Consider the following 21,652-nt stretch of genomic DNA (forward strand, 5'->3'; position numbering starts at 1 on the left):
GTGCTGAAGGCGGCCGGCTCTCCGTCTGGTCGCGCACCCGCCGATTGGCTGGCCCTGGTCAGCACCAAGGAATTCGTCGCCTGCGTTGAGGAAGCTCGTAATGCCGGGAATTCCGGCATTATGGCCAAGCGTGGAAAGGGCGGCGGAACGTTCGGCCACTGGCAGATCGGTCTTGCCTAAGCGAAGTACCTCGACCCGGCTTCCATATGAAGTGCAACACCGTCGTCCGCGAGCGGATGGAGGGGAAGTCCGTCTCGGGCGTGACGCGCCCGCCTCCCCGACGAATCTGCGTCCGCAAGCCTCGCCACAAGCTTGGGAACTGATATCGAGGCGATACGTTTCATATATCTGCCTCGCCCAACAGAATGGTGAGCGTGACGCCAGGGTCGCCCTCGTCACTAACTTGGCTGCGTCCTATCAAATAGCCTCCAATGTAGCCGGAGTATAACTATGCCTCACCGCTACAAACTTGGCGACCGCGTCGGCTTGGCCTTCGGCTTTCATGATCAAGACGCGTCCGGCCTCTACGAGGTGACGGCATTACTTCCGACGCGCCCGGACGGGGAGCCGCAATATCGCGTCAAAGGCAGTGACGATCGAGAGCGCGTCATCGGAGAGAAGCAAATCGGAGCCCCAACGAAGTCAGAGCCTGAGACGCGCGCTCACAGGCCGCATAATCCAATCACAAAGGAACTGGATCGGCTCCGGGAGGGGACACCTCCGGAGAACCAACCACTATCGCGCGGCGATTTGCCAACTGACAAATTGTATGGGGCCCCCGTCTATGACGCATCGAACAAAAAAATCGGGGCGGTCGTCCAAATTCATGGTGTCCGTGAGACACTCCAGGTCATAATCGATATAGGCGGGTTTCCCGGAATCGGTGCCCGTTCAATCGCCCTTCGTTCCGACGAAATCAGCTTCAGCAGGGCTGATGATGGGTCGATTCGCGCGGTCACCAGGCTGGATAAGATCCAGTTGAAAGAACGGGCGACGCATATGGAGACGTGAGACTTCTGGAGTCAGCCCGCTTCTCAGCTTGTTTTTCAAAAAATGGCCCGATCGGATTGCGAGTTCACCGATCGGGCCGGCCCGTTTGAGCGACGAGAAGGCGGAGCCAAGCCTCGGGACCTAGAAGGACTCTAAGACAAAAATTGTTCCAGAGAATTTCATGAATCTTTTCAACGTTATATACTGATGGGTATAGCGGCTGCGTAATTAGAGGAGCCTGGAACTGATGAGTTCGTGGCCGAGTTGGAAGCCCATCGCACAACCTGTGCGCAACCGGAGGAACCAACATGAAACGGACGATTCTTGGAATGGTCGCGGCGTCTGCACTGGTCGCCAGCTCCGCTGCTTTCGCTCAGAGCACCACCATCACCATCAGCCAGCCCGAGCAGACCAAAATCAAGGAATACGTCGTCAAGGAAAAGATGAAGCCGGTCATGCTCAAGGAGAAGGTCACGGTTGGCGCAACGCTCCCAGCCGATGTCCAAATCCATACCGCCCCCGCCGATTGGGGCACGAGCGTTAGCAAGTACAGCTACGTTTACACTGATAACCACGTTGTGCTGGTCGAGCCTTCCAGCCGCAAGATTGTTCAGATCATCGAATGATTAAGATAATCAGAGCCGGGCTTCTGTCCGGCTCTGATCGACGACTGGAGGAGCGCTATCTACTTCGCCGCAGCGCTTACGGCCCCCAGATCTACGTCCATGCCGCCTCTGGCTTTCTCTTCGACAAACTTCAATCGTACGGCCGCGGTGTTCGGCAGCTCTCGCTCTTCAAGCCATGGCAAAAACTCTTCAGGGCGAATGGACACGATTTGAAGCGCCCGTCCGCGTGCTAGCCAGGCGCTCATGACGCTCATCGCGGACGCACGCCAAACCTCATAGTCGCTCGGCATCTCGTCGCGGTCGTGGGCAAGCTCCCAAATACGTTGAAAATCTTCGGGCGCGTACCACGGCAGTACCGCCGTGTACGTCTCAACTGTCGGTTTCACTTAAAGGGCCGATCGTCCGCGTGCGACGCGGAAAGTGAGGACGCACCGCCATTGAGTGCGGGGACGGATGTCTTAGCGCGTTGGCTTCGCCGTCGGCTTTGTGAGCAGATAGTTTTGAGCTTCACGGCTTAGCACCACCTTGGCGCCATTGCGCCTCGCCAAGCGTTCAGCGGCCTCGATGGCCTCGAACAGGTCAGGAGACTGTCCGTAGTTGGTGCCGGTTGCGTCCCGCGCTGCCCACTCCAAGCCGACGCGGTTTATACTGAGAACCATCGACATTGAAAATCCGCTGCAACAGGAATTAACGCCCCAACTGCTTCAATGTTCCCGGCAAACGGCTCATGGCCTTTCGCCACTAGGCCGCTTGCGGATGGATATGCCCCGACACCGCAAGGTAGCGGTCGCTGAAGTGGGTAACGACGAAGCGGACATTGGTGCCATCCTCGCAGACCAACTCCATTCGATCGCCGTAGGATGCCGGATCGATACAGGTGGTATTGAGGTGCAAATAGCCAGAGCGAACTTCGTCGAAGTTGCTTCCGAACTGAAAATTGAGAGGTAGCCTGCGTCCATCGCGCAGGACCAAATGTCCCGTACCAGTATGCATGACAGGTCTCCGCCTGGACGGCATCAACATGCACCGCCAGCGGTCATTTCCAAAAGCGGCATGGAGACAACTGCCTGAGCATAATGACCGCTCTTGATGGCGTGTCTATGTCATTTGATGGTCGGCGGTCGTTCCGCATCCCGCGTCAGTGAAGCGTAGGGAGGTACTCACCACCCATCGCGAGCAACCTGGCCAACCCGTGCAGCTCGACGGCCTTTGTGAGTGCCGCCATGGCAGCCTTGTCGGTGGGGAACACAGAAAGCCAAACGGTAAGGCCGCCATCCGTGTGGAGCAGCTCAAGGTGCCAGCCATCGGCCGACTCATGAATCTCGATTTGAACGGTGACGCCGCCCTGTGTGAAGCTTTGGGAAAGCGGTGAGCGCATCACCATCATTGCCTGTCGCTTGGTTGAGGCCGCTCGATGATGCCCTCGTGTTGCTCTTCCCACAGGTCGATCACGGTTAGCAGCGCCTCGTAATCAGCGTAGCGAGGATGACCGGGCCCCGCGGCCCCGAACCCTTCCAGTCGCAATAGGGCTGTCCGATAATCCTCATCCGTTCGGAGACGAGGTTCGCTCATCAGTATGCTCCATTTCCAGGCGCTCAAGCCCTTCATTGTGCGGCGGGCTGATGTCTCGGCTTTCGAATGAGATATGCCCGCGATAAATGATCCGTTGGGCTTCCAGCACCTGCATCGTAATTTCGCAGCTCTCGCTATCGGTAAGCGCGTCATGTGCCGACTCTGCAAAGGCTTTGCGACCTTCGCGCCTGGCGGACGCATCATCTGGAAGATCGAGATCGACGTAGTGAGAGCCGCCATTGTCTGTGATGAAGCGGTAGAGAGGCATGGAAATCCCGAAAGCTCGAGTGTCACTAAATTCAGAGTTTAATGCCGAGAAGTCGCGTTATCGTGGGCTTCGTCCCACAGCATGATGCCCTGCACTGACTCAGCCAACGGCTCCGGGTCGCGAGCGGTTCCTCGGAACGATTCAATAAGCCGCCCGTTGGCGACTCGTTTCGTTGCGTGGGTTGTGTCCAATGTGTGCGCGTCGGGTTCTCAGAGTCGGGCTGGGCGTCGATACCGTCAAAGGGCCGGCGCGGCGTAAGCGGCTTGAACGGGATCTACTAGCCGATTCGATGCCAGACGTGTCGAGCCCTGCCTAGCCCAGCCAGAGCAAACCACCGATTGGCGATGATTGGTCCTTCGAAGTGAAATGGGACGGCTATCGCCTGGCTGTCCATATTGAACGGGCTCGTGTTCGGATCATCACCCGAGGCGGACAGGACTGGACGGCGCGCTTTCCAACCATCGCGCACGATGCCCGCGAGTTGGGCTTGGACAGCGCCATTCTCGACGGCGAAGCGGTCGTGCTCGATGAACGGGGAGCATCCGACTTCGGCGCCCTCCAGCGGGCTCTAGGTGGCCGGGGCGGAAAGCGCTTCGCGGCCGAGGCGAGGCTGTATGCCTTCGATCTGCTCTATCTCAATGGCCACGATCTGCGCGCCCTGCCTCAAGCCGAACGGCGGGACATGCTGGCGGATGCTTTGTCATCCCAGCCTCATGCCTCGATCGGGATGAGCGAGGACATAGACGCGAACGGCGCCGCCTTCCTCAAGCTCGCATGCGAGATGGGCCTGGAGGGCATTATCGCCAAGCGCCGCTCGGCTCCCTATCGATCCGGCCGGGGCGGCGAATGGCTCAAAATCAAATGCGTTCAATCGGAGGGCTTCGCCATCATCGGCTATGAGCCATCTCGGGCAGCCCTTGGCGGCGTCGGGCGCTTGCTGGTGGGAGCAATGAAGGGCGGAGCGCTGGTCTATGTCGGCGGCGTTGGGACCGGCTTCACCGCAGCGAGCGGCGCCGCGCTAAGGAAGCAGATGGCAAAGCTCGTGACTGACAAGCCCGCCGCGACGGGAACCGGGCGAAGGAAAGAAGCTGTCTGGCTCAAGCCCGAGCTGGTGGCGGAAGTGGCCTTCCGCGCATGGACGGATGACGGCAAGTTGCGTCATGCTTCGTTCAAGGGCCTGCGGGACGGAGAGGACGCAGCGGACGTGTTCGAAATCGTGGATTAAGGTGCGGCAGGCTGTCGCACGCCCGGCGCCCTGCCCGCCCTGGAGAGCGAAGCAGGCGCCCTTCGGAAAAAGATGGCCTAAATGATGGCCTTTCTGTTCTCCCCATTGAAAATATCGATTTAATTACAGCGTCTTATGGCTTCTATAAGCTGCCTCTCCTGGGCACCACTCATCTACCAGAGTGGTGGTTTGTCAGCGCCTTAGCTGATATCGACGGCTTAGTGGACGCCCGAGTGATACAATCGGGTGATCCACGTGCCCTTTCATGGCCCGGCCGTTCAAGCATCCCAAAACAAGTGTCTATTAGTTTCGCAGGGCTGTCCCCAAGGACCTGCGCGAAGGCGCTGGGAAGCGAGAGGCTCTTCGTTCGCTCCGGACAAAGGACCCTACGGAGGCCCGCAAGCTCTACCCGGAAGCAGCCGCCGAGATTGAGCAGCATTGGCGTGCCCTCAAGCCCCCCGCTCCGTTGGCCTGCTGCCGGTTTCTTGGACACCGAGATTGGGTGTTTGATGAAACCGGAGGTGGCGTATGCGGCGGAGCCGTAGCAAGAGTTTCTTATGCGGCTTCCTCTGATGGCGATTCGCGTCAGCCCTCCCGGGGCGGCGCGCCGGAATGCAGCGTGGTCACCCAGATCGCGCGGGCTATCGTCTGCTCGGGATTGTCGAACATGTGCGGCACGATGCTGGGGAAGCAGACGCTGTCCCCCGCATCCAGGATATGGGGTTCGTGATCGAGCCAGATCCGGATCCGGCCGGCGAGCACGTAGACCGCTTTCTCCCCGACATGCTGGACGAAGTCGGCGCCTGACGACGCACCCGGATTGAGCGTCAGTTCGTAGATCTCGAGCGCTCCGCCCTGGGCCGGCGTCAGTGATTCCTTGAGCACGCCGCTCGCCGTCAGGCGCAGCAGGCGCCGGTCGTTCCGGCGCACGATGTATTGCGACGACGGATCGGGTGCGTGCGGCTCGAAGAAATGGGAGATCGGCACACCGAGCGCGATGCTGAGCAGCCGCAGGGTGCGGATGGAGGGCGAAGCGAGCGCCCGCTCCAGCTGGCTGATCATGCCATTGGAGAGCCCCGTGCGCTGCGCCAGTTCCTGAATCGAGAGCCCGGCACGCTGCCGCAGCATCCGAACCGTCTCGCCGAGCCGATGCTCGGCATCCTCGGGCAAGACGATCGCCTCGCCCGCACTCTTCCCCGAAGCGCCCGTCCCCGTGGCGTTCCTGCTCATCGATCGCCTCTCAGCCTGTCTTCCGAAGCGCCTAGAACAACCGCTCGACCTTGGCGCGCAGGGCGGTGCATGTCAGAGCGATTGACAGGCAATTTTAGCCGTGTTGAATTCATCACAATAAAAGTCAAGGGGATTGAAATTCTGCCTGCTCCGCGTCGTGAGAACACGTCGCGGACCCGCGGTTTCATTGGGAGCGAGCACATCATGTCCGACGGATATTCTGGAGTCACGGGCCCCACGCGCCGCGGCGCTCTGGCGATGGGCATGGGTCTTGCCGCCGGCATCGGCCTACCGGCCTCGTTGCGGGCGGCCCAGCCCCCTTCCGAGCCGAAGGGACAGGTCGTCGCCGGCCTGTCGCAGGAGCCGACCGTCTTCCATCCGCTGATGCCCGGCATCGAGGTCGACCAGGGCGTCTGGTGGCAGCTCTTCAGCACGCTCTGGTACATCGACCCGCAGGGCCGCTTCCAGCCGGACCTCGCCAAGGAGGTGCCGACCCTCGAGAACGGCGGACTCTCCGCCGACGGCCTGACCTGGAAGGTCAAGCTGCGCAACGACGCCAAATGGCATGACGGCACGCCCTTCACCGCCGAAGACGTCAAGTTCAGCATCGACCTGATCAACAACACCGCCTTCCGCGCCCGTAACCGGGTCGGGCACAGCCTCGTCCACGACATCAAGGTGGTCGCGCCGGACGAGATTCACTGGCGCATGGAGAGCGCCTATTCGCCATATATGTCGATCCTGTCGCTGTTCTTCATCGTGCCCAAGCACGCGCTGGAGAAGGCGTCCGATCCCAATGCCTCACCCTTCAACAACGCACCGATCGGGACCGGTCCATTCCGCTGGGGTGAGCGCGTGCCGGGCGACCACATCCAGCTCCTCGCCAACAAGGCCTACCACGGGCGCGGGCCCTTCTTGGAGCGCGTGATCTTCAAATACGTTCCCGACCTGACCGTGCTCTACACCCAGTTCCGCACCGGCCAGATCGACTACACCGGTATCCAGGGCGTGCTGCCCAACTTCGTCAAGGAAGCGAAGACCCTGCCGGGCCGCAGGATCTCGGTCTCGCCGACAGCATCGGTCGAGCATATTGCGCCCAATCTCGAATTCGGGCCGCTCGCCGACCGGTCGGTGCGGGAGGCGCTCTATCTCGCCATCAACAAGAAGGGGCTGATCGACGCACTCAACTACGGGCTGCCGACGCCGACGGAATCCTTCGTGCCGCAGCAGGCCTGGTCCTTCAACAAGGATCTGCCGGCCCATGCCTACGACGCAGCCAAGGCCAACTCCATTCTCGACGCAGCAGGCTGGAAGCGCGGCTCCGGCGGCGTCCGCGAGAAGAACGGCGTCCGGCTGGAATTCAGCAACTCGACCACCAGCGGCAATGCCGTGCGCGAGCAGACACAGCAGCTCCTGATGCAGGACTGGAAAGCGATCGGCGCCTCGCTGCGGATCAGCAACATGCCCGCCGCGGTGATCTGGGGCGAGTTCTGGCAGCAATCGAAATTCCAGTCGGTGATCGTCGGCGTCAATTTCATGCTGGGCAGCGATCCGGACGTGACGCCGCGCTTCGGCTCCGGCGCGATCCCGGCCAAGGGCGGGCGCGGCTACAACACCTACCAGTACCAGAACAAGGAAGCCGATCGGCTGCTGGCCGAGGGTGCGGCCCAGTTTGACCTCGCCGAGCGCAAGAAGAGCTATGGCGCGTTGCAGAAGCTGATCCGCGACGACCTCGCGATCCTGCCGCTGTTCCAGTCAGCCATCGCCGAAGGCACCAAGGAGGGACTGCAGGGCTTCGCGGCCAACATCAACACCTCCTCCAACTGCTGGAACATGCGGGAGTGGTACTGGGCCTGACGGCCGGAAGAACGAGATCGCGCCGCGATGCTTCCCTATCTCATCCGCCGGCTCGGGCAGGCGCTGGTGCTCCTGCTCATCGTCTCGATGCTCGGCTTCGCCATCCTGCATCTGGCGCCGGGCGGGCCGCTGTCGCAGTTCGCCCTGTCGTCGCAGATGTCGCCGGAGGATATCGCGCGGATCTCGCGTCAACTCGGCCTGGACCGGCCCCTGCCGGTCCAGTATGCCGACTGGCTCTGGCGCATGCTGCAAGGCGACTGGGGCACCTCCTATCGCGACGGCAGCGCCGTACTCTCCGTCATCGGCTCGCATCTCAGGGCCACTTTCGAGCTGATGGCAACGGCGACGCTGATCGCTTGCCTGCTCGGCTGCTGGATCGGCATCCTCGGCGCGATCCGGCGCTATTCGCTGTTCGATACGCTCGCCACCGTGGGGGCGATGATCGCGCTCTCGATCCCCACCTTCTGGTTCGGTCTGGTCACGATCTACGTCTTCTCGGTCACGCTCGGCTGGCTGCCGGCCGGCAACCGCCACACGGTCGGCGACGATTCCGTGCTCGACCTGCTGCATCACCTGATCGCCCCCGCCCTCGTGCTCGCGCTGGTCGAGACGGCGATCTGGGCCCGTTTCATGCGCTCCTCCATGCTCGACGTCATCGGCCAGGACTATATCCGCACCGCCCGGGCCAAGGGCCTGCCGGAATGGAGCGTCCTGTCGCGGCATGCGCTACGCAACGCGCTGCTGCCGATGATCACCGTCGCCGGCCTGCAGTTCCCGACCCTGCTCGGCGGTGCGCTCGTCGCCGAGACGGTATTCACTTGGCCCGGCATGGGCCGGCTCTTCCTCGATTCCATCGCCTATCGCGACTACCCGGTGGTGATGGGCATCCTGATGCTCTCGGCCACGATGGTGATGCTCGGCTCGCTCCTCGCCGACCTGCTCTATGCGGTGGTCGACCCGCGGATCCGGATGGAGTGAGGCGATGAGCATGCAAGCCGCCGCCGTTTCGGCCGAACCGGCGCCCGCCGCCTCCACGAACACCGCCTGGCGGCGCTTTTATCGCCACCGGCTCGCCATGGCCGGCACGGCCACGATCGTCGTCCTGGCCCTGGGCTCGATCTTCGGCCCGTTCCTGCTGCCCTTCGACGACACTCATATCGACATCCTGCAGCGCTTCGCGCCGCCGCTCTCCGGCGTGCATGTGTTGGGCACGGACGAACTCGGTCGCGACATCCTCGCCCGGCTGATGATGGGCGGGCGCATCTCGCTCGCGATCGGCTTCCTCGCCATGGCGGTCGCGATGGCGATCGGCATCGCGGTCGGCGTCGTCGCCGGCTTCTATGGCGGCTGGCTCGGCTCCGCGCTGATGCGCTTCGTCGATGCAGTGCTATGCTTCCCGGCGATCTTCCTGCTGCTGGCGCTGGCGGCGCTCACCGAGCCCGGCATCGTCGCGACCACGCTGCTGATCGCCGCGACCTCCTGGATGAACGTCGCCCGCATCGTCGAGGCCCAGATCCGCTCCCTGCGCGAGCGTGACTTCGCCGTGGCGGCCCGCTCCGTGGGCGCAAGCAACCTCTACATCATGTTCCGGAGCCTGCTGCCGAACGCGATGGCGCCGATCGTGGTGGCGGCAACGCTCAACGTCGCCAAGGCGATCCTGCTCGAATCCTATATCAGCTTCCTTGGCTACGGCATCCAGCCTCCGGCCTCGAGCTGGGGCAACATGCTGAACAACGCCCAGATCTACCTGACGAGCGCACCCTGGCTCGCGCTCCTGCCCGGCATCGCGATCACGCTCGCGGTGACGAGCTTCAACTTCATCGGCGACGGCCTGCGCGACGCGCTCGACCCGCGCCTGGACATCAACTGACGCCAACCTTCACCGCCGCTGCGGCCCCCAGGCCCGTCTCAGGAGTTCCCCATGTCCCCGCCGGTCAACCGCATTCCTAGCGACGAGCGCCTGCCGGAAGCCGTCGACGTCGTGGTCATCGGCGGCGGCGTGATCGGCATCTCCAGCGCCTATCATCTCGCCCGGAGGGGGCTTTCCGTCGCTCTGGTCGAGAAAGGTCATGTCGCGGGCGAGCAGTCGAGCCGCAACTGGGGCTGGTGCCGCCAGCAGGGGCGCGCCCGCGCCGAGATCCCCCTCGCCCGCGAGGCCCTGCGCCTGTGGGAGGAACTGCAGGAGGAGGCCGGCGCCGATACCGGCTTCCGCCGTACCGGCGTGCTCTTCCTGACCAAGGACCCCAAGGAAGCGGCCGACTGGGAACGCTGGGCGGGAATCGCGCGCGAGCAGCAGGTCCATTCCACCCTGCTGACGCCGGCGCAGGTCGCCGAAGCCCTGCCTGCGAACACCGAGACCTGGGTCGCCGGCCTGCATACCCCGAGCGACGGCCGGGCCGAGCCCTCGATGGCGGTGCCTGCGCTCGCGTTGGCTGCGCGCAAGCGCGGCGTCACCATCCATCAGGGCTGCGCGGCCCGCGGGCTGGAGACGACGGGCGGCGCGGTCAGCGCCGTCGTCACCGAGAAGGGCACGATCCGCACCCAGGCCGTTCTGCTCGCAGGCGGCGCCTGGTCCTCGCTGTTCTGCCGGCGCCACGGCATCGACCTGCCGATCGGGCTGGTCGACGCCACCGCCTGCCGCACCACCCCGGCGCCCGAATTCACCGAAGGCGCGCTCGGCACCACGGCCTATTGCATCCGCCGCCGGCTCGACGGCGGCCTGACCCTGGCCCTGCGCGGGCGCGGCACCGTCAACCTCACGCCCGACATCCTGCGCTACGCCAAGGCCTTCTGGCCGACCTTCAAGCAGCGCCGCGCCGGACTGAAGCTGCGGCTGGGCGCCGATTTCTTCAAGCAACTCTTCGGCAGCGCCAACTGGCGCCTGGACCAGCCCTCGCCTTTCGAGGCCGTGCGCGTACAGGATCCGGCCCCCGACATGGAGCTGGTGAATGCGGCGCTGGCGGCGCTGATCGAGAGCAATCCCGCACTGAAGGATATCCGCATCGCCGAGGCCTGGGGCGGCACCATTGATTCGACGCCCGACACCGTGCCGGTGATCTCGGCCGTTCCGCACCTGCGGGGCTTCTTCCTCGCCACCGGCTTCTCGGGCCATGGTTTCGGCATCGGCCCGGCAGCCGGCAAGCTCGCCGCCGACATCGTCCGGGGCGACACGCCGCTGGTCGACCCCGCCGCCTACAGCTACGAGCGGCTGGTCGACGGCCGCCCGCTGGCGCCTGTCGGATTGTTCTGAGGCCGTCGGCATGACCATTCTCTACAAGGCGAGTGCCGAGCGGGCGGAACAATGGGCCCAGGCCTTCGCCCGGCAGGCCCCCGACATCCCCTTCCGCATCTGGCCGGATATCGGCGATCCCGCGGCCGTCGAGTATCTCTTGCTCTGGCAGCCGCCGGAGCGGATCGCGGAGACCTTTCCGAACCTGAAGATGGTGTTCTCGGTCGGGGCCGGCGTCGACCAGCTCGATTTCAGCAAACTGCCGCCCGGATTGCCGGTCGTGCGCATGCTCGAGCCCGGCATCGCCGAGAGCATGGCCGAGTTTGTCTGCATGGCGACCCTGATGCTGCACCGTGACATGGTCGCCTATCTCGACCAGCAGCGCCGGCGGCTATGGCGCGAGATCCAGGTCCAACCCGGCGCGCGTCGCCGCGTCGGCATCCTCGGGCTCGGGCAGCTCGGCCAGGCGAGCCTGACAAAGCTGCGGTCCTTCGGCTTTCCCCTCTCCGGCTGGAACCGCTCGCCACGCCAGATCGAGGGCGTCGCCTGCTTCACCGGGGCGGACGAACTGCCGGCCTTCCTGGCGCAGGTGGACATCCTGATCTGCCTGCTGCCATTGACCGATGCGACGCGCGGCATCCTCAACGCGCGGCTGTTCGCTGCACTGCCGCCGGGCGCCGCTATTATCAATGTCGGGCGCGGCGGCCATCTCGTCGAGGCGGATCTCCTGGCGGCGCTGGAAACCGGGCAGCTTTCGGGCGCGATGATCGACGTTCTCGATCCCGAACCGCCGCCGGCGGAGCACCCGTTCTGGCGGCATCCGCGCATCGTGATGACACCCCACATCGCCAGCATGACGCGACCGGAGGGCGGGGCCGCCTTCGTGCTCGAGACGATCGAGCGCCACCGCAGAGGGCTCCCGATCGAGGGCCTCGTCCCGCGTGGTCAGGAATACTGAGCGCACGACTCCTGTTAGCGGCCCACCACCCGTCCGGGCCTTCCGTACGGGCTTTGCCACAACAACTGCCGGCAGATGCGTGAAGCTGCCTATGGCTTGGTGACAGGCTCCGGAGTCGCCCGCCCCGTGGCGACTACCCACAGTGCCCGTTTTGCCGTTTCACCAACGGTGATTTTCCGTCAGAAGCCCTATGTCCCGTATCGGGCTCGCTGCCGTCCGCTTCCGGAGAAAGCACCAAGGTCTGGTTATCGCGCAAGGCAGGTGTCAGATCTGCGCGCATAAGGCAGAGTGCGAATCTGGTTTTTGGTGTCGCGGGGAAGGCGACTATGCATTCCGGCGTCACAGCCGTGCTCGACATCGGCAAGACCAACAGCAAGGTCCTGGCGTTCGACACGGCCCTCAATCTCGTAGCGACCTGTGACACCGCCTCGGTCAGCGACGGCGCACATCTCGACACGACGCATGGCTGGGCGTTCATCCAGGCGAGCCTGAAGACGATCGCAAAGCGGTTTCGGCTTTCCGCAATCGTCCCGACGACGCATGGCGCGACGTTTGCCGTCATGGGCAAGAGCGGGCTCGCTCATCCGATCATCGATTACGAGCAACCCATCCCAGCGGCGATTTCGGCCGACTATGACAGGCTGCGGCCAGATTTTGCGGAAAGCTTCTCGCCCGCACTGCCACTCGGCCTCAATGCCGGACGGCAGCTTTTCGCGCTCGATCGCTCGCTTCCAGGCCTCTTCGAGAGCGCTCGCGCGCTCATCGCCTATCCCCAGTACTGGGCCTGGAAGCTCGGCGGCGAACTGGCCCTGGACGTGTCGTCGCTCGGATGCCACACCGACCTCTGGGCTCCCTTGAAGGGCGGCCCGTCCTCGCTTTCCGCCACCATGGGCTGGGATCGCCTGCTCCCGCCAGCCAGCCCGGCCTGGACGGTGCTTGGCGAAGCCGGGCCGGCGCTCGGCCTGCCCGGCCCGTGCCGGATTCTAACCGGCATTCATGACAGCAACGCCGCCCTGCTGCGCTATATCGCTGGATCGCGGGAGCCTTTCGCGCTCGTCAGCACGGGAACCTGGTTCGTCTGCTTCAATCCGGAAGGCGATCTATCCGGCCTTCCTGCCGGGCGCGACACGCTGGCGAATGTCGACGCGCTCGGGCGCCCCGTCGCCTCGGCCCGCTTCATGGGCGGACGTGAATATGCCGCGATCGCGGGGCTCGACGGGCAGGCTGGGATAGAGGAGCTGCGCGCGGTCGTTGCCACGGGCCTTTTCGCACTGCCGTGCTTCGCTGCGGGCGGGCCCTTCGTCGGCGCGCGCGGAGTCGTTCGCGGGGCGCCGTCAGGGCAGGCGCAGCTGACGGCGCTGGCCGAGCTCTATTGCGCCCTGATGACCTGCGAGTGCCTTGCCCTGACCGGCCCCGTCCGCAAGCTCTATGTCGACGGCCCCTTCGCCACCCACCCGCTTTACCTCGGGGCGCTCGCGACGCTTCTGCCGGAAACGCGCATCCTTGCCGCGCAGGACCGGCACGGCACCGGCATCGGTGCGGCGCTGCTTGCACATTGGCCGTCCGAGGCCGGCCTGCTGCCCGATTACGCACTGGCTGCTCAGGGCATCCCGGCGCTCGACCTGGATCTCGGCCCCTATCAGCAGACCTGGCGCGGGATGGTCGCCGAGAGGATGATCTCAGGAGGCTGAACCGATCGTCGGAACCTTGCCATCAGCCGCCATGACCCTCACGTCGGGGCAAAGGTTACGAAGCAGCGTGATCTCGGCCTCGCCAGCGCCGCTGTCGGTAATGACGATGTCGATGTCCGCGAGCGGGGCGACGAGCATCGAAGACCGCATCCTGAGCTTCGAACTATCCGCCAGCACCACGACGCGCTCGGCCCGGCGCACCAGCTTCTGCGCCGCGCGGGCGATGAGCGGGTCCATCTCGGTCGCGCCGGCACGACCGAGTCCATAGCAGCTCATGAATAGCACCTCGCCGGCAAAGCTTTCGGTGCCGTCATGCTCGAAGGAGCTCAAGATGATGTTGTGCTCGGGATAGACGGTTCCGCTCGGAATCGTCACGCGGCAGCCGGGGCGCACCGAGAGCAGCTCGCCGGCGATCGAGAACGAGTTGGTCAGCACGTCGAGGCTGCGCCCGCGCAGCAGCCTCGCCAGCTCGAAAGTCGTCGATCCGGCATTCAGGATCACGCTCATGCCGTCCTCGATCAGCGTCGCCGCCTCGCGAGCGATCGCCTCCTTCTGCGCGACATTGACATCGCGGCTCATGGCGAAGGGCACGCCCGCGAGCTGATGCTGATGGCGTGGCCGCAATGCTTCCGCGCCGCCGCGTACGCGGCGTAACTCGCCGTTGCGGTCAAGCGCGGCGATATCGCGCCGGATCGTCGCCTCCGACGCATCCAGCATGTCGACGAGATCAGACAGGGCGATAATGGAGCGCTCGTTGGTCAGCTTGACGATCAGCCTGTGCCGTTCGCGTTCGAGCATCGTCTTCCGGTCCCCTGCCCTTGCATGATGTCTGTCGCAGTCCCTCGCGACTCCATCCTAGCACCCGCGGCGCCATCCCGGGTGAAAGACGATGACAGAAATTGATCGAACTTGACAACTCTTGATGGTTTGCGATGAGATTGCGGAAAGGCCGCCGAAGAGCGCCTGCGGAAACGTCGAAGTCGAGGATATCATGGCCGATCACGCCGGCTCGGGCGGCTCGTCGCAGTTGCTCGCCAGTGCCTGGGACGAGCGGTTGGCGGGGACGTTGTCGCCGCAGGATCTGCTGGTCTATCGCTCGAATCTGCTCGGTGCGGACAAGCGCATCACCAATTTCGGCGGCGGCAACACCTCCTCCAAGCTGGCGATGCCCGATCCCCTGACCGGCGCACCGGTCGAGGTGTTGTGGGTCAAGGGCTCGGGCGGCGATCTCGGCTCGATTCGTCTCGACGGCTTCGCAACGCTCGACATGGCGCGCTTCCGCAGCATCCGCGAGGGCTATGCCGGGCCAGCGGTGGAAGATGAGGTCGTCGCGCTCTATCCGCACTGCACCTTCGGCCTGAATCCGCGCGCAGCCAGCATCGACACGCCGCTTCACGGCCTGATCGACCATCCGCATGTCGACCATGTCCATCCCGACGCGATCATCGCCATCGCCGCCTCGGCCGATGGCGAGGCGATGACGCGCGACATCTTCGGCGACGATATCGGCTGGCTGCCCTGGCGGCGGCCGGGCTTCGAGCTCGGGCTGATGCTGGAAGGCTTCGTGCGCGACAATCCCGGCGCGCGCGGCGTGATCCTCGGCAGCCACGGCCTCTTCACCTGGGGCGCGACCCAGCGAGACTGCTACGAGACCACGATCGAGGTCATCAACCGGGCCATCGCCTGGCTGGCTGCGCAGGAAGCCGGCAAACCGGCTTTCGGCGGCCCTGCCCTCGCCGTATGTCCCGCGGAAGACCGTCGCGCGGTGGCGGCCCGTCTGCTGCCGGTCCTGCGCGGCCTCGTTTCGGAGGGACGCTCGAAGGTCGGCCATTTTGACGACCAGGCCACGGTGCTCGATTTCGTCTGCAGCCGGAATCTCGCTGCGCTCGCGCCGCTCGGGACCTCCTGTCCGGATCATTTCCTGCGCACCAAGATTCGCCCGCTGGTGCTGGATAGCGAGACGATCTCGCAGGATGGCGAGGAGCTGGCGGCGAGCCTGCGAGAGGCCATCGCGGCCTATCGCGCCGACTATCTCGCCTATTACGAGCGCTGCCGGCGCCCCGACTCGCCGCCTGTCCGTGATGCCAACCCTGTCGTCATCCTCCTGCCCGGGATCGGGATGCTCACCTTCGCCGCAGACAAGGCGACGGCACGGATCGCGGCGGAGTTTTACGTCAACGCGATCAACGTGATGCGCGGCGCCGGCGCGGCCTCGACCTATGTCGCGCTGCCCGAGCAGGAAGCCTTCGATATCGAGTACTGGCTGCTCGAGGAAGCCAAGCTGCAGAGGCTGCCGAGAAGCAAGCCGCTCGAGGGCCGGGTCGCGCTGGTCACCGGCGGCGCCGGCGGCATCGGCCTCGCCAGTGCCCGGCGACTGCTCGGTGAAGGCGCCTGCGTCGTGATCTGCGATATCGACAAGGCCGCCCTGAGCGAAGCTGAAACCGCGCTGGTCAAGAGCTATGGCCGCGATCGCGTCGCCGCCTTCCCGGTCGACGTGACCGACGAGAGCAGCGTCGCCTCCCTGTTCCGCGAGGCGGCCCTCGCCTTCGGCGGGCTCGACATCCTCGTGTCGAATGCGGGGATCGCGTCGGCCGCACCGCTCGAAGAGACCAGCCTCGCGCTCTGGCAGCGCAATATCGACATTCTCGCGACAGGCTATTTCCTGGTTTCCCGCGAGGCCTTCCGGCTGATGAAGGTGCAGTCCCGCGGCGGCGCCATCGTCTTCATCGCGTCGAAGAACGCGCTGGTCGCCTCGCCCAACGCCTCGGCCTACTGCACGGCGAAAGCCGCCGAGATCCAGCTCTGCCGCTGCCTGGCGCTGGAAGGCGCGCCTCACGGCATACGCGCCAATGTCGTCAATCCCGATGCCGTCCTGCGCGGCTCGCGCATCTGGGAAGGCGAATGGCGGGCGCAGCGGGCAGGAGCCTACAATGTCGCGCCCGATGATCTCGACGAGGTCTACCGGCAGCGCAGCATGCTGAAGCTTAACGTCTTTCCCGAGGACATCGCCGAGGCCGTCCACTTCTTCGCCTCGGACCTTTCGGCGAAATCCACCGGCAACATTCTCAATGTCGATGCCGGGCACGCGCCCGCCTTCACGAGATAGGCCATGGCGGAGCATCTGATCGATCCCGGCATCGTCGAAGCGCACAACCGTCAGGGGGCCGACGCGCTCGCGCAGGACTACGAAGCACTCGCGCGCACGCTCTCGCGGCGGGGCATCGATTGCGAAGCCATCCTGGCGCGTGTTTCCGCGCTGGAGATCGCGGTGCCGTCATGGGGCGTCGGCACCGGAGGGACGCGCTTCGCGCGCTTTCCGGGCCCGGGCGAGCCTGCCGACATCTTCGACAAGCTCGAGGATTGCGCCGTCATCCAGCAGCTCGGCCGGGCGACACCGCGCGTCTCGCTGCATTTCCCCTGGGACGATACGGCGGCGATGGCCTCGGTGAAGGCGCGTGGGGAGGAGCTGGGGCTCGGCTTCGACGCGGTGAATTCCAACACCTTCCAGGACCAGCCCGGCCAGAAATTCTCCTACAAGTTCGGCAGCCTGTCCCATACTGACGCGGACGTACGGGCCCAGGCGATCGCGCACAATATCGACTGCATCTCCAAGGGACAGGCGCTGGGCGCACGGGCGCTGACGATCTGGCTCGCCGACGGCAGCAATTTCGCGGGACAGAGCCATCTCGCGCAGGCTTTCGAGCGCTATATCGAATCCGTCCGCGCGATCGAGGCCAGCCTGCCGGATGAAGGCTGGCGGCTGCTGCTCGAATACAAGAATTTCGAGCCCGCCTTCTACGCGACGGTGGTGCAGGACTGGGGCTCCTGCCTGCTGGCCGCCCAGGCAGCCGGCCGCCGGGCGCATTGCCTGGTCGATCTGGGCCATCATGCCCCCTCGACCAATATCGAACTGATCGTCGCGCGTTTGATCGCGGCCGGGAAGCTCGGCGGCTTCCACCTCAACGATTCCCGCTTCGGGGACGACGACCTCGACGCCGGTTCGGTCGATCCGTTCCGGCTCTTCCTGGTGTTCAACGAACTGGTCGACGCCGAGGTGCGAGAGGCGTGGGAGGAAGCGCCGGCGCTGATGCTCGACCAGTCGCACAATGTCACCGACCCGATCGAGAGCCTGATGCTGAGCGCCGACGCCGCCAGGCGTGCCCATGCCCAGGCTCTCCTTGTCGATCGTGCACAACTCGCCGGATGCCAGGCGCAGAACGATGCCGCGATGGCGGCCGAGACCTTGCGCCGGGCCTTCCGCACCGACGTGACGCCGCTACTCGCCGAGGCGCGCCGCCGGGCCGGCGGAGCGATCGACCCCGTCGGCGCCTACCGTCTATCGAACTACCGGAAGACCGTCGCCGCCCGGCGCCCGAAAAGCGCGGGGAGCGGCGGCGGAATCGTCTGAACCTCACAGAAGCAAAGCGCCGCCGGATCGTTCGGCCGGCAGGCGCACCACACAGAACGAACGCAGCGGAGGGAAACCATGAAGTCAGTCGTCAAAGCGATCATCGCGGGAGCCGTCGCCTCGCTTGCCCTCGGGGCGGCCGCGTTTGCACAGGCCCCGGCCACTGAGGGCAACCTCGTCGTCTATGCCTCCCATCCTTCCGAGATGGTCGATCACTTCACCAAGATGTTCGGCGACAAATACGGCATCCGCGTCACCACCGTGAAGGCGGGCACCGGCGAGCTGCTGAACCGCATCCGTGCCGAGCGCAACCGCCCGGCGGCCGACATCATGTGGGGCGGGTTCTCCGATACCGGCGCCTCCGCGCCCGATCTGTTCGACAAGTACAGCTCGCCCGAACTCGCCAATATCGAACCCAAAATGCTCGATGCCAGCGGCTACAACACGCCGTTTGCCGCGAGCACCATGGTGATCATGTACAACAAGAATCAGGTGAAGCCCGAGCAGGCACCAAAGACCTGGGCCGATCTCGCCAAGCCGGAATGGAAGGGCAAGGTCGTCCATGCGGACCCCTCGAAGTCGAGTTCCGCGCTGGCCGCGCTCAACACCTGGTTGCTGATCTACGGCCGCGACGACAAGGGCTGGGCGCTGGTCGAGAACATGACGAAGAACATGAACGTCATCCTCAAGTCGAGCCTGGTGTTCCAGCAGGTGGGCCGCGGCGAATATCCGCTTGGCGTGACCTATGAGGAAGGCGCGTTCAACTACGTTCTCGCCGGTACCGCCGGCATCGTCTATCCCGCCGACGGGACGCTGCTGGAGCCGGAAGGCATGTTCATCGTCAAGGGTGCGCCGAATCCGAAGGCCTCGAAGCTGTTCGCCGATTTCCTGCTCTCGGCCGAAGCGCAGAAGGAACTCACCGCCAAGTTCCCCGGCCGCCGCCCGACCCGCAAGGGCACGCAGACCCATGCCGAGATGAAGCCCGCCAGCGAGCTCAAGGTCATCGACTACGACTCCAAATGGGCTGCCGCCAGCCGCGCCGAAGTGCTCGACAGGATGCAGAAGATCATCGTCAAGACGCAGCAATAGGCGCTGCGGCCGAGTTGATCCCGGGCGAGGGCGCAAGCGCTCGCCCGTCCCTCATGACATGCGCGACCGACCGGGTTTCCAGATGGCCTCCACTTCCGTTCGCATCGACGCGGTGACGAAACGCTACGGCGATTCCGTCGCCGTGGACGGCGTCTCCCTCGATATCGCCAAGGGCGAGTTCTTCACCCTGCTCGGCTCGTCGGGCTGCGGAAAGACGACTTTGCTGCGCATCGTCGCCGGCTTCCTGAAGCAGACAGGCGGGCGCGTCCTGTTCGGCGAAACCTGCATCGACGACCTGGCGCCACAGCATCGCAATACCGGCATGGTGTTCCAGAGCTATGCGATCTTCCCGCATCTCAGCGTGGTCGACAACATCGCCTACGGGCTGCGGGCGCGGGGTCTGAAGGCCGCCGTGATCAAGCAGAAGGTCGACACATATCTGGAGCTGACGCGCCTGTCGCATCTCGGCCACCGCAAGCCGCGGGAACTGTCCGGCGGCCAGCAGCAGCGCGTCGTCCTGGCGCGCGCCATGGTGATCGAGCCCGACGTCCTGCTCATGGACGAGCCGCTGTCCAACCTCGATACCGAGATGCGCATGCATCTTCGCACCGAGATCCGCGCCCTGCAGCGCAAGATCGGCGTGACGACGATCTATGTCACGCACGATCAGGAAGAGGCCCTGCTGATGTCGGACCGGATCGCGGTGATGCGCGGCGGCCGGCTGGAACAGGTCGCCAGCCCGCACGACATCTACAACAAGCCGGGTACGCGCTTCGTGGCGAGCTTCATCGGCGAGAACAACTTCCTGCCGGCGGTGCATCGCGGCGAGGCCGGCCCCGGCCATGTCCGCCTCGAGCTGCCGGGCGGCCAGTTCACGGCAAAGCTGCGCGGCGACCTGCCCTCCGGCACGCTGGAAGCCGCCTTCCGCCCGCAGGATATCGAGCTGCGCTCTCCGGACGGCGGCGACGGCCTGATCGGGACGCTGGCGGATATCCAGTTCCTCGGCGGCACCGTGCGCTACGCGATCGATCTCGGCGGCGGCCACCTCGTCCAGGTCGCGGGCTCGAACCGCTCCGGCGTCGCGCTTCCGGCCATCGGGTCGCGCCACCGCCTCGACGTGTCGCCGGCAGCGATCGCCCTGTTCAACCCTGAGGCCGCCTGATGAGCGCCTTGACCGACACGGCCGGCCCGCTGGGGCGCGGCAGCCTGGCGCGCCATCTCGGCTTCTGGCCCGTGGTCACGGCCGTCGTTTTCATTCTCATCGTCGGGCTGCTTCTGCTGCCGGTCGCCAACATCGTCGGCGTCAGCCTCTCGGCAGGGGCGAAGACAGGCGGCATCTTCGAGAACTACGTCAATTTCTTCTCGGAGCGCTTCTACTATCAGACATTGCTGAACAGCTTCTGGGTCAGCATCTGGCCGATGATCTTCGCCGTCTGCCTTGGCGTTCCGGCCGCCTATTTCGTCAATCGCTACGATATCTGGGGGCGTGGCTTCGTGCGCGCCGCCGTAGTCCTGACCTTCGTTTCTCCGCCCTTCATCGGCTCCTATTCCTGGGTCGTCCTGTTCGGGCGCAGCGGCGTCCTGACCCAGCTCTTCAACTCGATCGGTGTTCCGCTACCGTCGATCTACGGCGCTCCCGGCATCATCTTCGTCTTTACGCTACAATTCTTCCCCTTCGTCTTCCTGCTCGTCTCCTCAGGGCTGAAGTCGATCGACCAGAGCGTCGAGGATGCCGCCCGCAATCTCGGCTCCAGCGAGTTCCGCACCTTCCGGACCGCGATCGCGCCCCTCCTCGTCCCCTCGATCACCACCGGGGCACTGCTGGTCTTCATCGCCTCCTTCACCGATCTGGGAACGCCGATCATCCTGGGCGAGCGCTTTCGCGTCCTGCCCGTGCTGATCTACGGCGAGTTCGTCAACGAGTTCGGCGGCCGCCCGGTCCTGGCGAGCGCGCTCTCGGTGCTGCTCCTGCTGGTCACGACGGCGGCGCTCCTGCTCCAGCGCTGGCTCGCCGCGCGGTTCTCCCATGCCACCGCAGCGATCCGCCCCCTGCAGGTGCAGGAGCAGCCGCTGGGCAAGCGCATCGCCGCGACGGCTTTCGTGTTCCTGCTGATCGGCTTCTCGCTGCTGCCGCTGGTGAATATCGTCGTCTCGTCCTTCCTGAAGTCGAACGGACCAGTTCTGGTCGCGAGCTTCACGCTCGACAACTATGCGCGCATCATGGACCGGCTCGCGCTGCCGCTGTGGAACACGCTGTTCTACACCACGGTCGCCACGCTGCTCTGCGCACTTGTCGGGACGGCGGTCGCCTATATCATCGTCCGCCGGCCGGGGCCTGTTTCGAGCCTGCTCGATACGGCGGTGATGTTCTCCTACGCGGTTCCGGGCATCGTGCTGGGTGTCGGTCTGGTGGTGACCTATCACGAGCCGCCCTTCGCCCTGACCGGGACCGCGGCCATCCTGATCCTGGCCTACTTCATCCGCCGGCTGCCGTTCTCGGTCCGCTCCT

General features: G+C 64.9%; 22 protein-coding genes and 1 pseudogene. 16 read left to right on the plus strand and 7 right to left on the minus strand.

The features are described 5' to 3' along the window. The 3 genes from J0I42_RS18260 to J0I42_RS18270 all read left to right on the plus strand — a co-directional run bounded on the left by J0I42_RS18260 (position 1) and on the right by J0I42_RS18270 (position 1,616). Complete coding sequence (locus tag J0I42_RS18260) at positions 1-180, plus strand: KilA-N domain-containing protein (protein WP_291656852.1); 180 nt, start codon at positions 1-3, stop codon at positions 178-180. Between the two features lie 270 nt (positions 181-450). Continuing rightward, complete coding sequence (locus J0I42_RS18265; RefSeq protein WP_291656854.1) at positions 451-1,011, plus strand: hypothetical protein; 561 nt, start codon at positions 451-453, stop codon at positions 1,009-1,011. A 287-nt stretch (positions 1,012-1,298) separates the two neighbouring features. Beyond that, complete coding sequence (locus tag J0I42_RS18270; RefSeq protein WP_291656856.1) at positions 1,299-1,616, plus strand: DUF1236 domain-containing protein; 318 nt, start codon at positions 1,299-1,301, stop codon at positions 1,614-1,616. Positions 1,617-1,675: 59 nt separating this feature from the next. Here the strand turns inward: J0I42_RS18270 and J0I42_RS18275 are convergent, their stop codons facing one another. The 5 genes from J0I42_RS18275 to J0I42_RS18295 all read right to left on the minus strand — a co-directional run bounded on the left by J0I42_RS18275 (position 1,676) and on the right by J0I42_RS18295 (position 3,456). Then, complete coding sequence (locus tag J0I42_RS18275) at positions 1,676-2,002, minus strand: hypothetical protein (protein ID WP_291656858.1); 327 nt, start codon at positions 2,000-2,002, stop codon at positions 1,676-1,678. Positions 2,003-2,074: 72 nt separating this feature from the next. Next, positions 2,075-2,281 (minus strand): hypothetical protein, encoded by a 207-nt coding sequence (locus J0I42_RS18280; RefSeq protein WP_291656860.1) that lies wholly within the window; start codon positions 2,279-2,281, stop codon positions 2,075-2,077. A 76-nt stretch (positions 2,282-2,357) separates the two neighbouring features. Beyond that, the gene (locus J0I42_RS18285) at positions 2,358-2,609 is read right to left on the minus strand and encodes a hypothetical protein (protein ID WP_291656861.1); all 252 of its coding nucleotides are present in this window, start codon (positions 2,607-2,609) and stop codon (positions 2,358-2,360) included. Between the two features lie 145 nt (positions 2,610-2,754). Continuing rightward, positions 2,755-3,003, minus strand: coding sequence for a hypothetical protein (locus tag J0I42_RS18290; RefSeq protein ID WP_291656862.1), 249 nt, complete (start codon positions 3,001-3,003; stop codon positions 2,755-2,757). Between the two features lie 156 nt (positions 3,004-3,159). Next, the gene (locus J0I42_RS18295) at positions 3,160-3,456 is read right to left on the minus strand and encodes a DUF6894 family protein (protein WP_291656863.1); all 297 of its coding nucleotides are present in this window, start codon (positions 3,454-3,456) and stop codon (positions 3,160-3,162) included. Between the two features lie 361 nt (positions 3,457-3,817). On the opposite strand from J0I42_RS18295, the gene ligD reads away from it, so the two are divergent. Next, the gene (gene ligD / locus J0I42_RS18300; RefSeq protein WP_465247693.1) at positions 3,818-4,681 is read left to right on the plus strand and encodes a non-homologous end-joining DNA ligase; all 864 of its coding nucleotides are present in this window, start codon (positions 3,818-3,820) and stop codon (positions 4,679-4,681) included. Positions 4,682-5,000: 319 nt separating this feature from the next. Next, positions 5,001-5,123: pseudogene (locus J0I42_RS24030) on the plus strand (DUF6538 domain-containing protein); the annotation flags it as partial. 143 nt (positions 5,124-5,266) lie between these two features. On the opposite strand, the gene J0I42_RS18305 reads toward J0I42_RS24030, so the two are convergent. Next, positions 5,267-5,851 carry a cupin domain-containing protein gene (locus J0I42_RS18305; protein ID WP_291656865.1) on the minus strand — a complete coding sequence of 195 codons (585 nt, stop codon included), beginning with the start codon at positions 5,849-5,851 and terminating at the stop codon, positions 5,267-5,269. Between the two features lie 264 nt (positions 5,852-6,115). On the opposite strand from J0I42_RS18305, the gene J0I42_RS18310 reads away from it, so the two are divergent. The 6 genes from J0I42_RS18310 (at position 6,116) to J0I42_RS18335 (ending at position 13,646) form a co-directional block, all read left to right on the plus strand. Then, a complete protein-coding gene (locus tag J0I42_RS18310) occupies positions 6,116-7,768 on the plus strand; it encodes a peptide ABC transporter substrate-binding protein (protein WP_465247694.1) in 1,653 nt (550 codons plus the stop codon). A gap of 27 nt (positions 7,769-7,795) precedes the next feature. Further along, the gene (locus J0I42_RS18315) at positions 7,796-8,746 is read left to right on the plus strand and encodes an ABC transporter permease (RefSeq protein ID WP_291656866.1); all 951 of its coding nucleotides are present in this window, start codon (positions 7,796-7,798) and stop codon (positions 8,744-8,746) included. Positions 8,747-8,756: 10 nt separating this feature from the next. Further along, positions 8,757-9,638, plus strand: coding sequence for an ABC transporter permease (locus J0I42_RS18320; RefSeq protein WP_291656884.1), 882 nt, complete (start codon positions 8,757-8,759; stop codon positions 9,636-9,638). A gap of 51 nt (positions 9,639-9,689) precedes the next feature. Continuing rightward, complete coding sequence (locus J0I42_RS18325; RefSeq protein ID WP_291656867.1) at positions 9,690-11,018, plus strand: NAD(P)/FAD-dependent oxidoreductase; 1,329 nt, start codon at positions 9,690-9,692, stop codon at positions 11,016-11,018. Between the two features lie 10 nt (positions 11,019-11,028). After that, positions 11,029-11,955: a 2-hydroxyacid dehydrogenase gene (locus tag J0I42_RS18330; protein WP_291656869.1), complete on the plus strand. Its 927-nt coding sequence runs from the start codon at positions 11,029-11,031 to the stop codon at positions 11,953-11,955. 326 nt (positions 11,956-12,281) lie between these two features. Further along, positions 12,282-13,646, plus strand: a complete 1,365-nt coding sequence (locus J0I42_RS18335; RefSeq protein ID WP_291656870.1) for an FGGY-family carbohydrate kinase — start codon at positions 12,282-12,284, stop codon at positions 13,644-13,646. On the opposite strand, the gene J0I42_RS18340 is transcribed toward J0I42_RS18335, so the two are convergent. Further along, the gene (locus tag J0I42_RS18340) at positions 13,635-14,444 is read right to left on the minus strand and encodes a DeoR/GlpR family DNA-binding transcription regulator (protein WP_291656871.1); all 810 of its coding nucleotides are present in this window, start codon (positions 14,442-14,444) and stop codon (positions 13,635-13,637) included. The genes J0I42_RS18335 and J0I42_RS18340 overlap by 12 nt on opposite strands. A gap of 193 nt (positions 14,445-14,637) precedes the next feature. Here J0I42_RS18340 and J0I42_RS18345 point away from each other — a divergent pair, with 193 nt between their 5' ends. From J0I42_RS18345 to J0I42_RS18365, 5 genes are all read left to right on the plus strand, one after another. Next, positions 14,638-16,752, plus strand: a complete 2,115-nt coding sequence (locus J0I42_RS18345) for a bifunctional rhamnulose-1-phosphate aldolase/short-chain dehydrogenase (RefSeq protein WP_291656873.1) — start codon at positions 14,638-14,640, stop codon at positions 16,750-16,752. Positions 16,753-16,755: 3 nt separating this feature from the next. Continuing rightward, the gene (gene rhaI, locus J0I42_RS18350) at positions 16,756-18,054 is read left to right on the plus strand and encodes an L-rhamnose catabolism isomerase (RefSeq protein ID WP_291656875.1); all 1,299 of its coding nucleotides are present in this window, start codon (positions 16,756-16,758) and stop codon (positions 18,052-18,054) included. Between the two features lie 78 nt (positions 18,055-18,132). Then, entirely contained in the window at positions 18,133-19,143 is a 1,011-nt protein-coding gene (locus J0I42_RS18355; RefSeq protein WP_291656877.1) for an extracellular solute-binding protein, read from the plus strand. An 82-nt stretch (positions 19,144-19,225) separates the two neighbouring features. Beyond that, a complete protein-coding gene (locus J0I42_RS18360; protein WP_291656878.1) occupies positions 19,226-20,305 on the plus strand; it encodes an ABC transporter ATP-binding protein in 1,080 nt (359 codons plus the stop codon). After that, a partial coding sequence (locus J0I42_RS18365) for an ABC transporter permease (protein WP_291656879.1) occupies positions 20,305-21,652 on the plus strand: 1,348 nt, incomplete at its 3' end. The genes J0I42_RS18360 and J0I42_RS18365, both read left to right, overlap by 1 nt.

This window comes from Allobosea sp., assembly GCF_017308015.1.
Classification (GTDB): Bacteria; Pseudomonadota; Alphaproteobacteria; order Rhizobiales; family Beijerinckiaceae; genus Allobosea.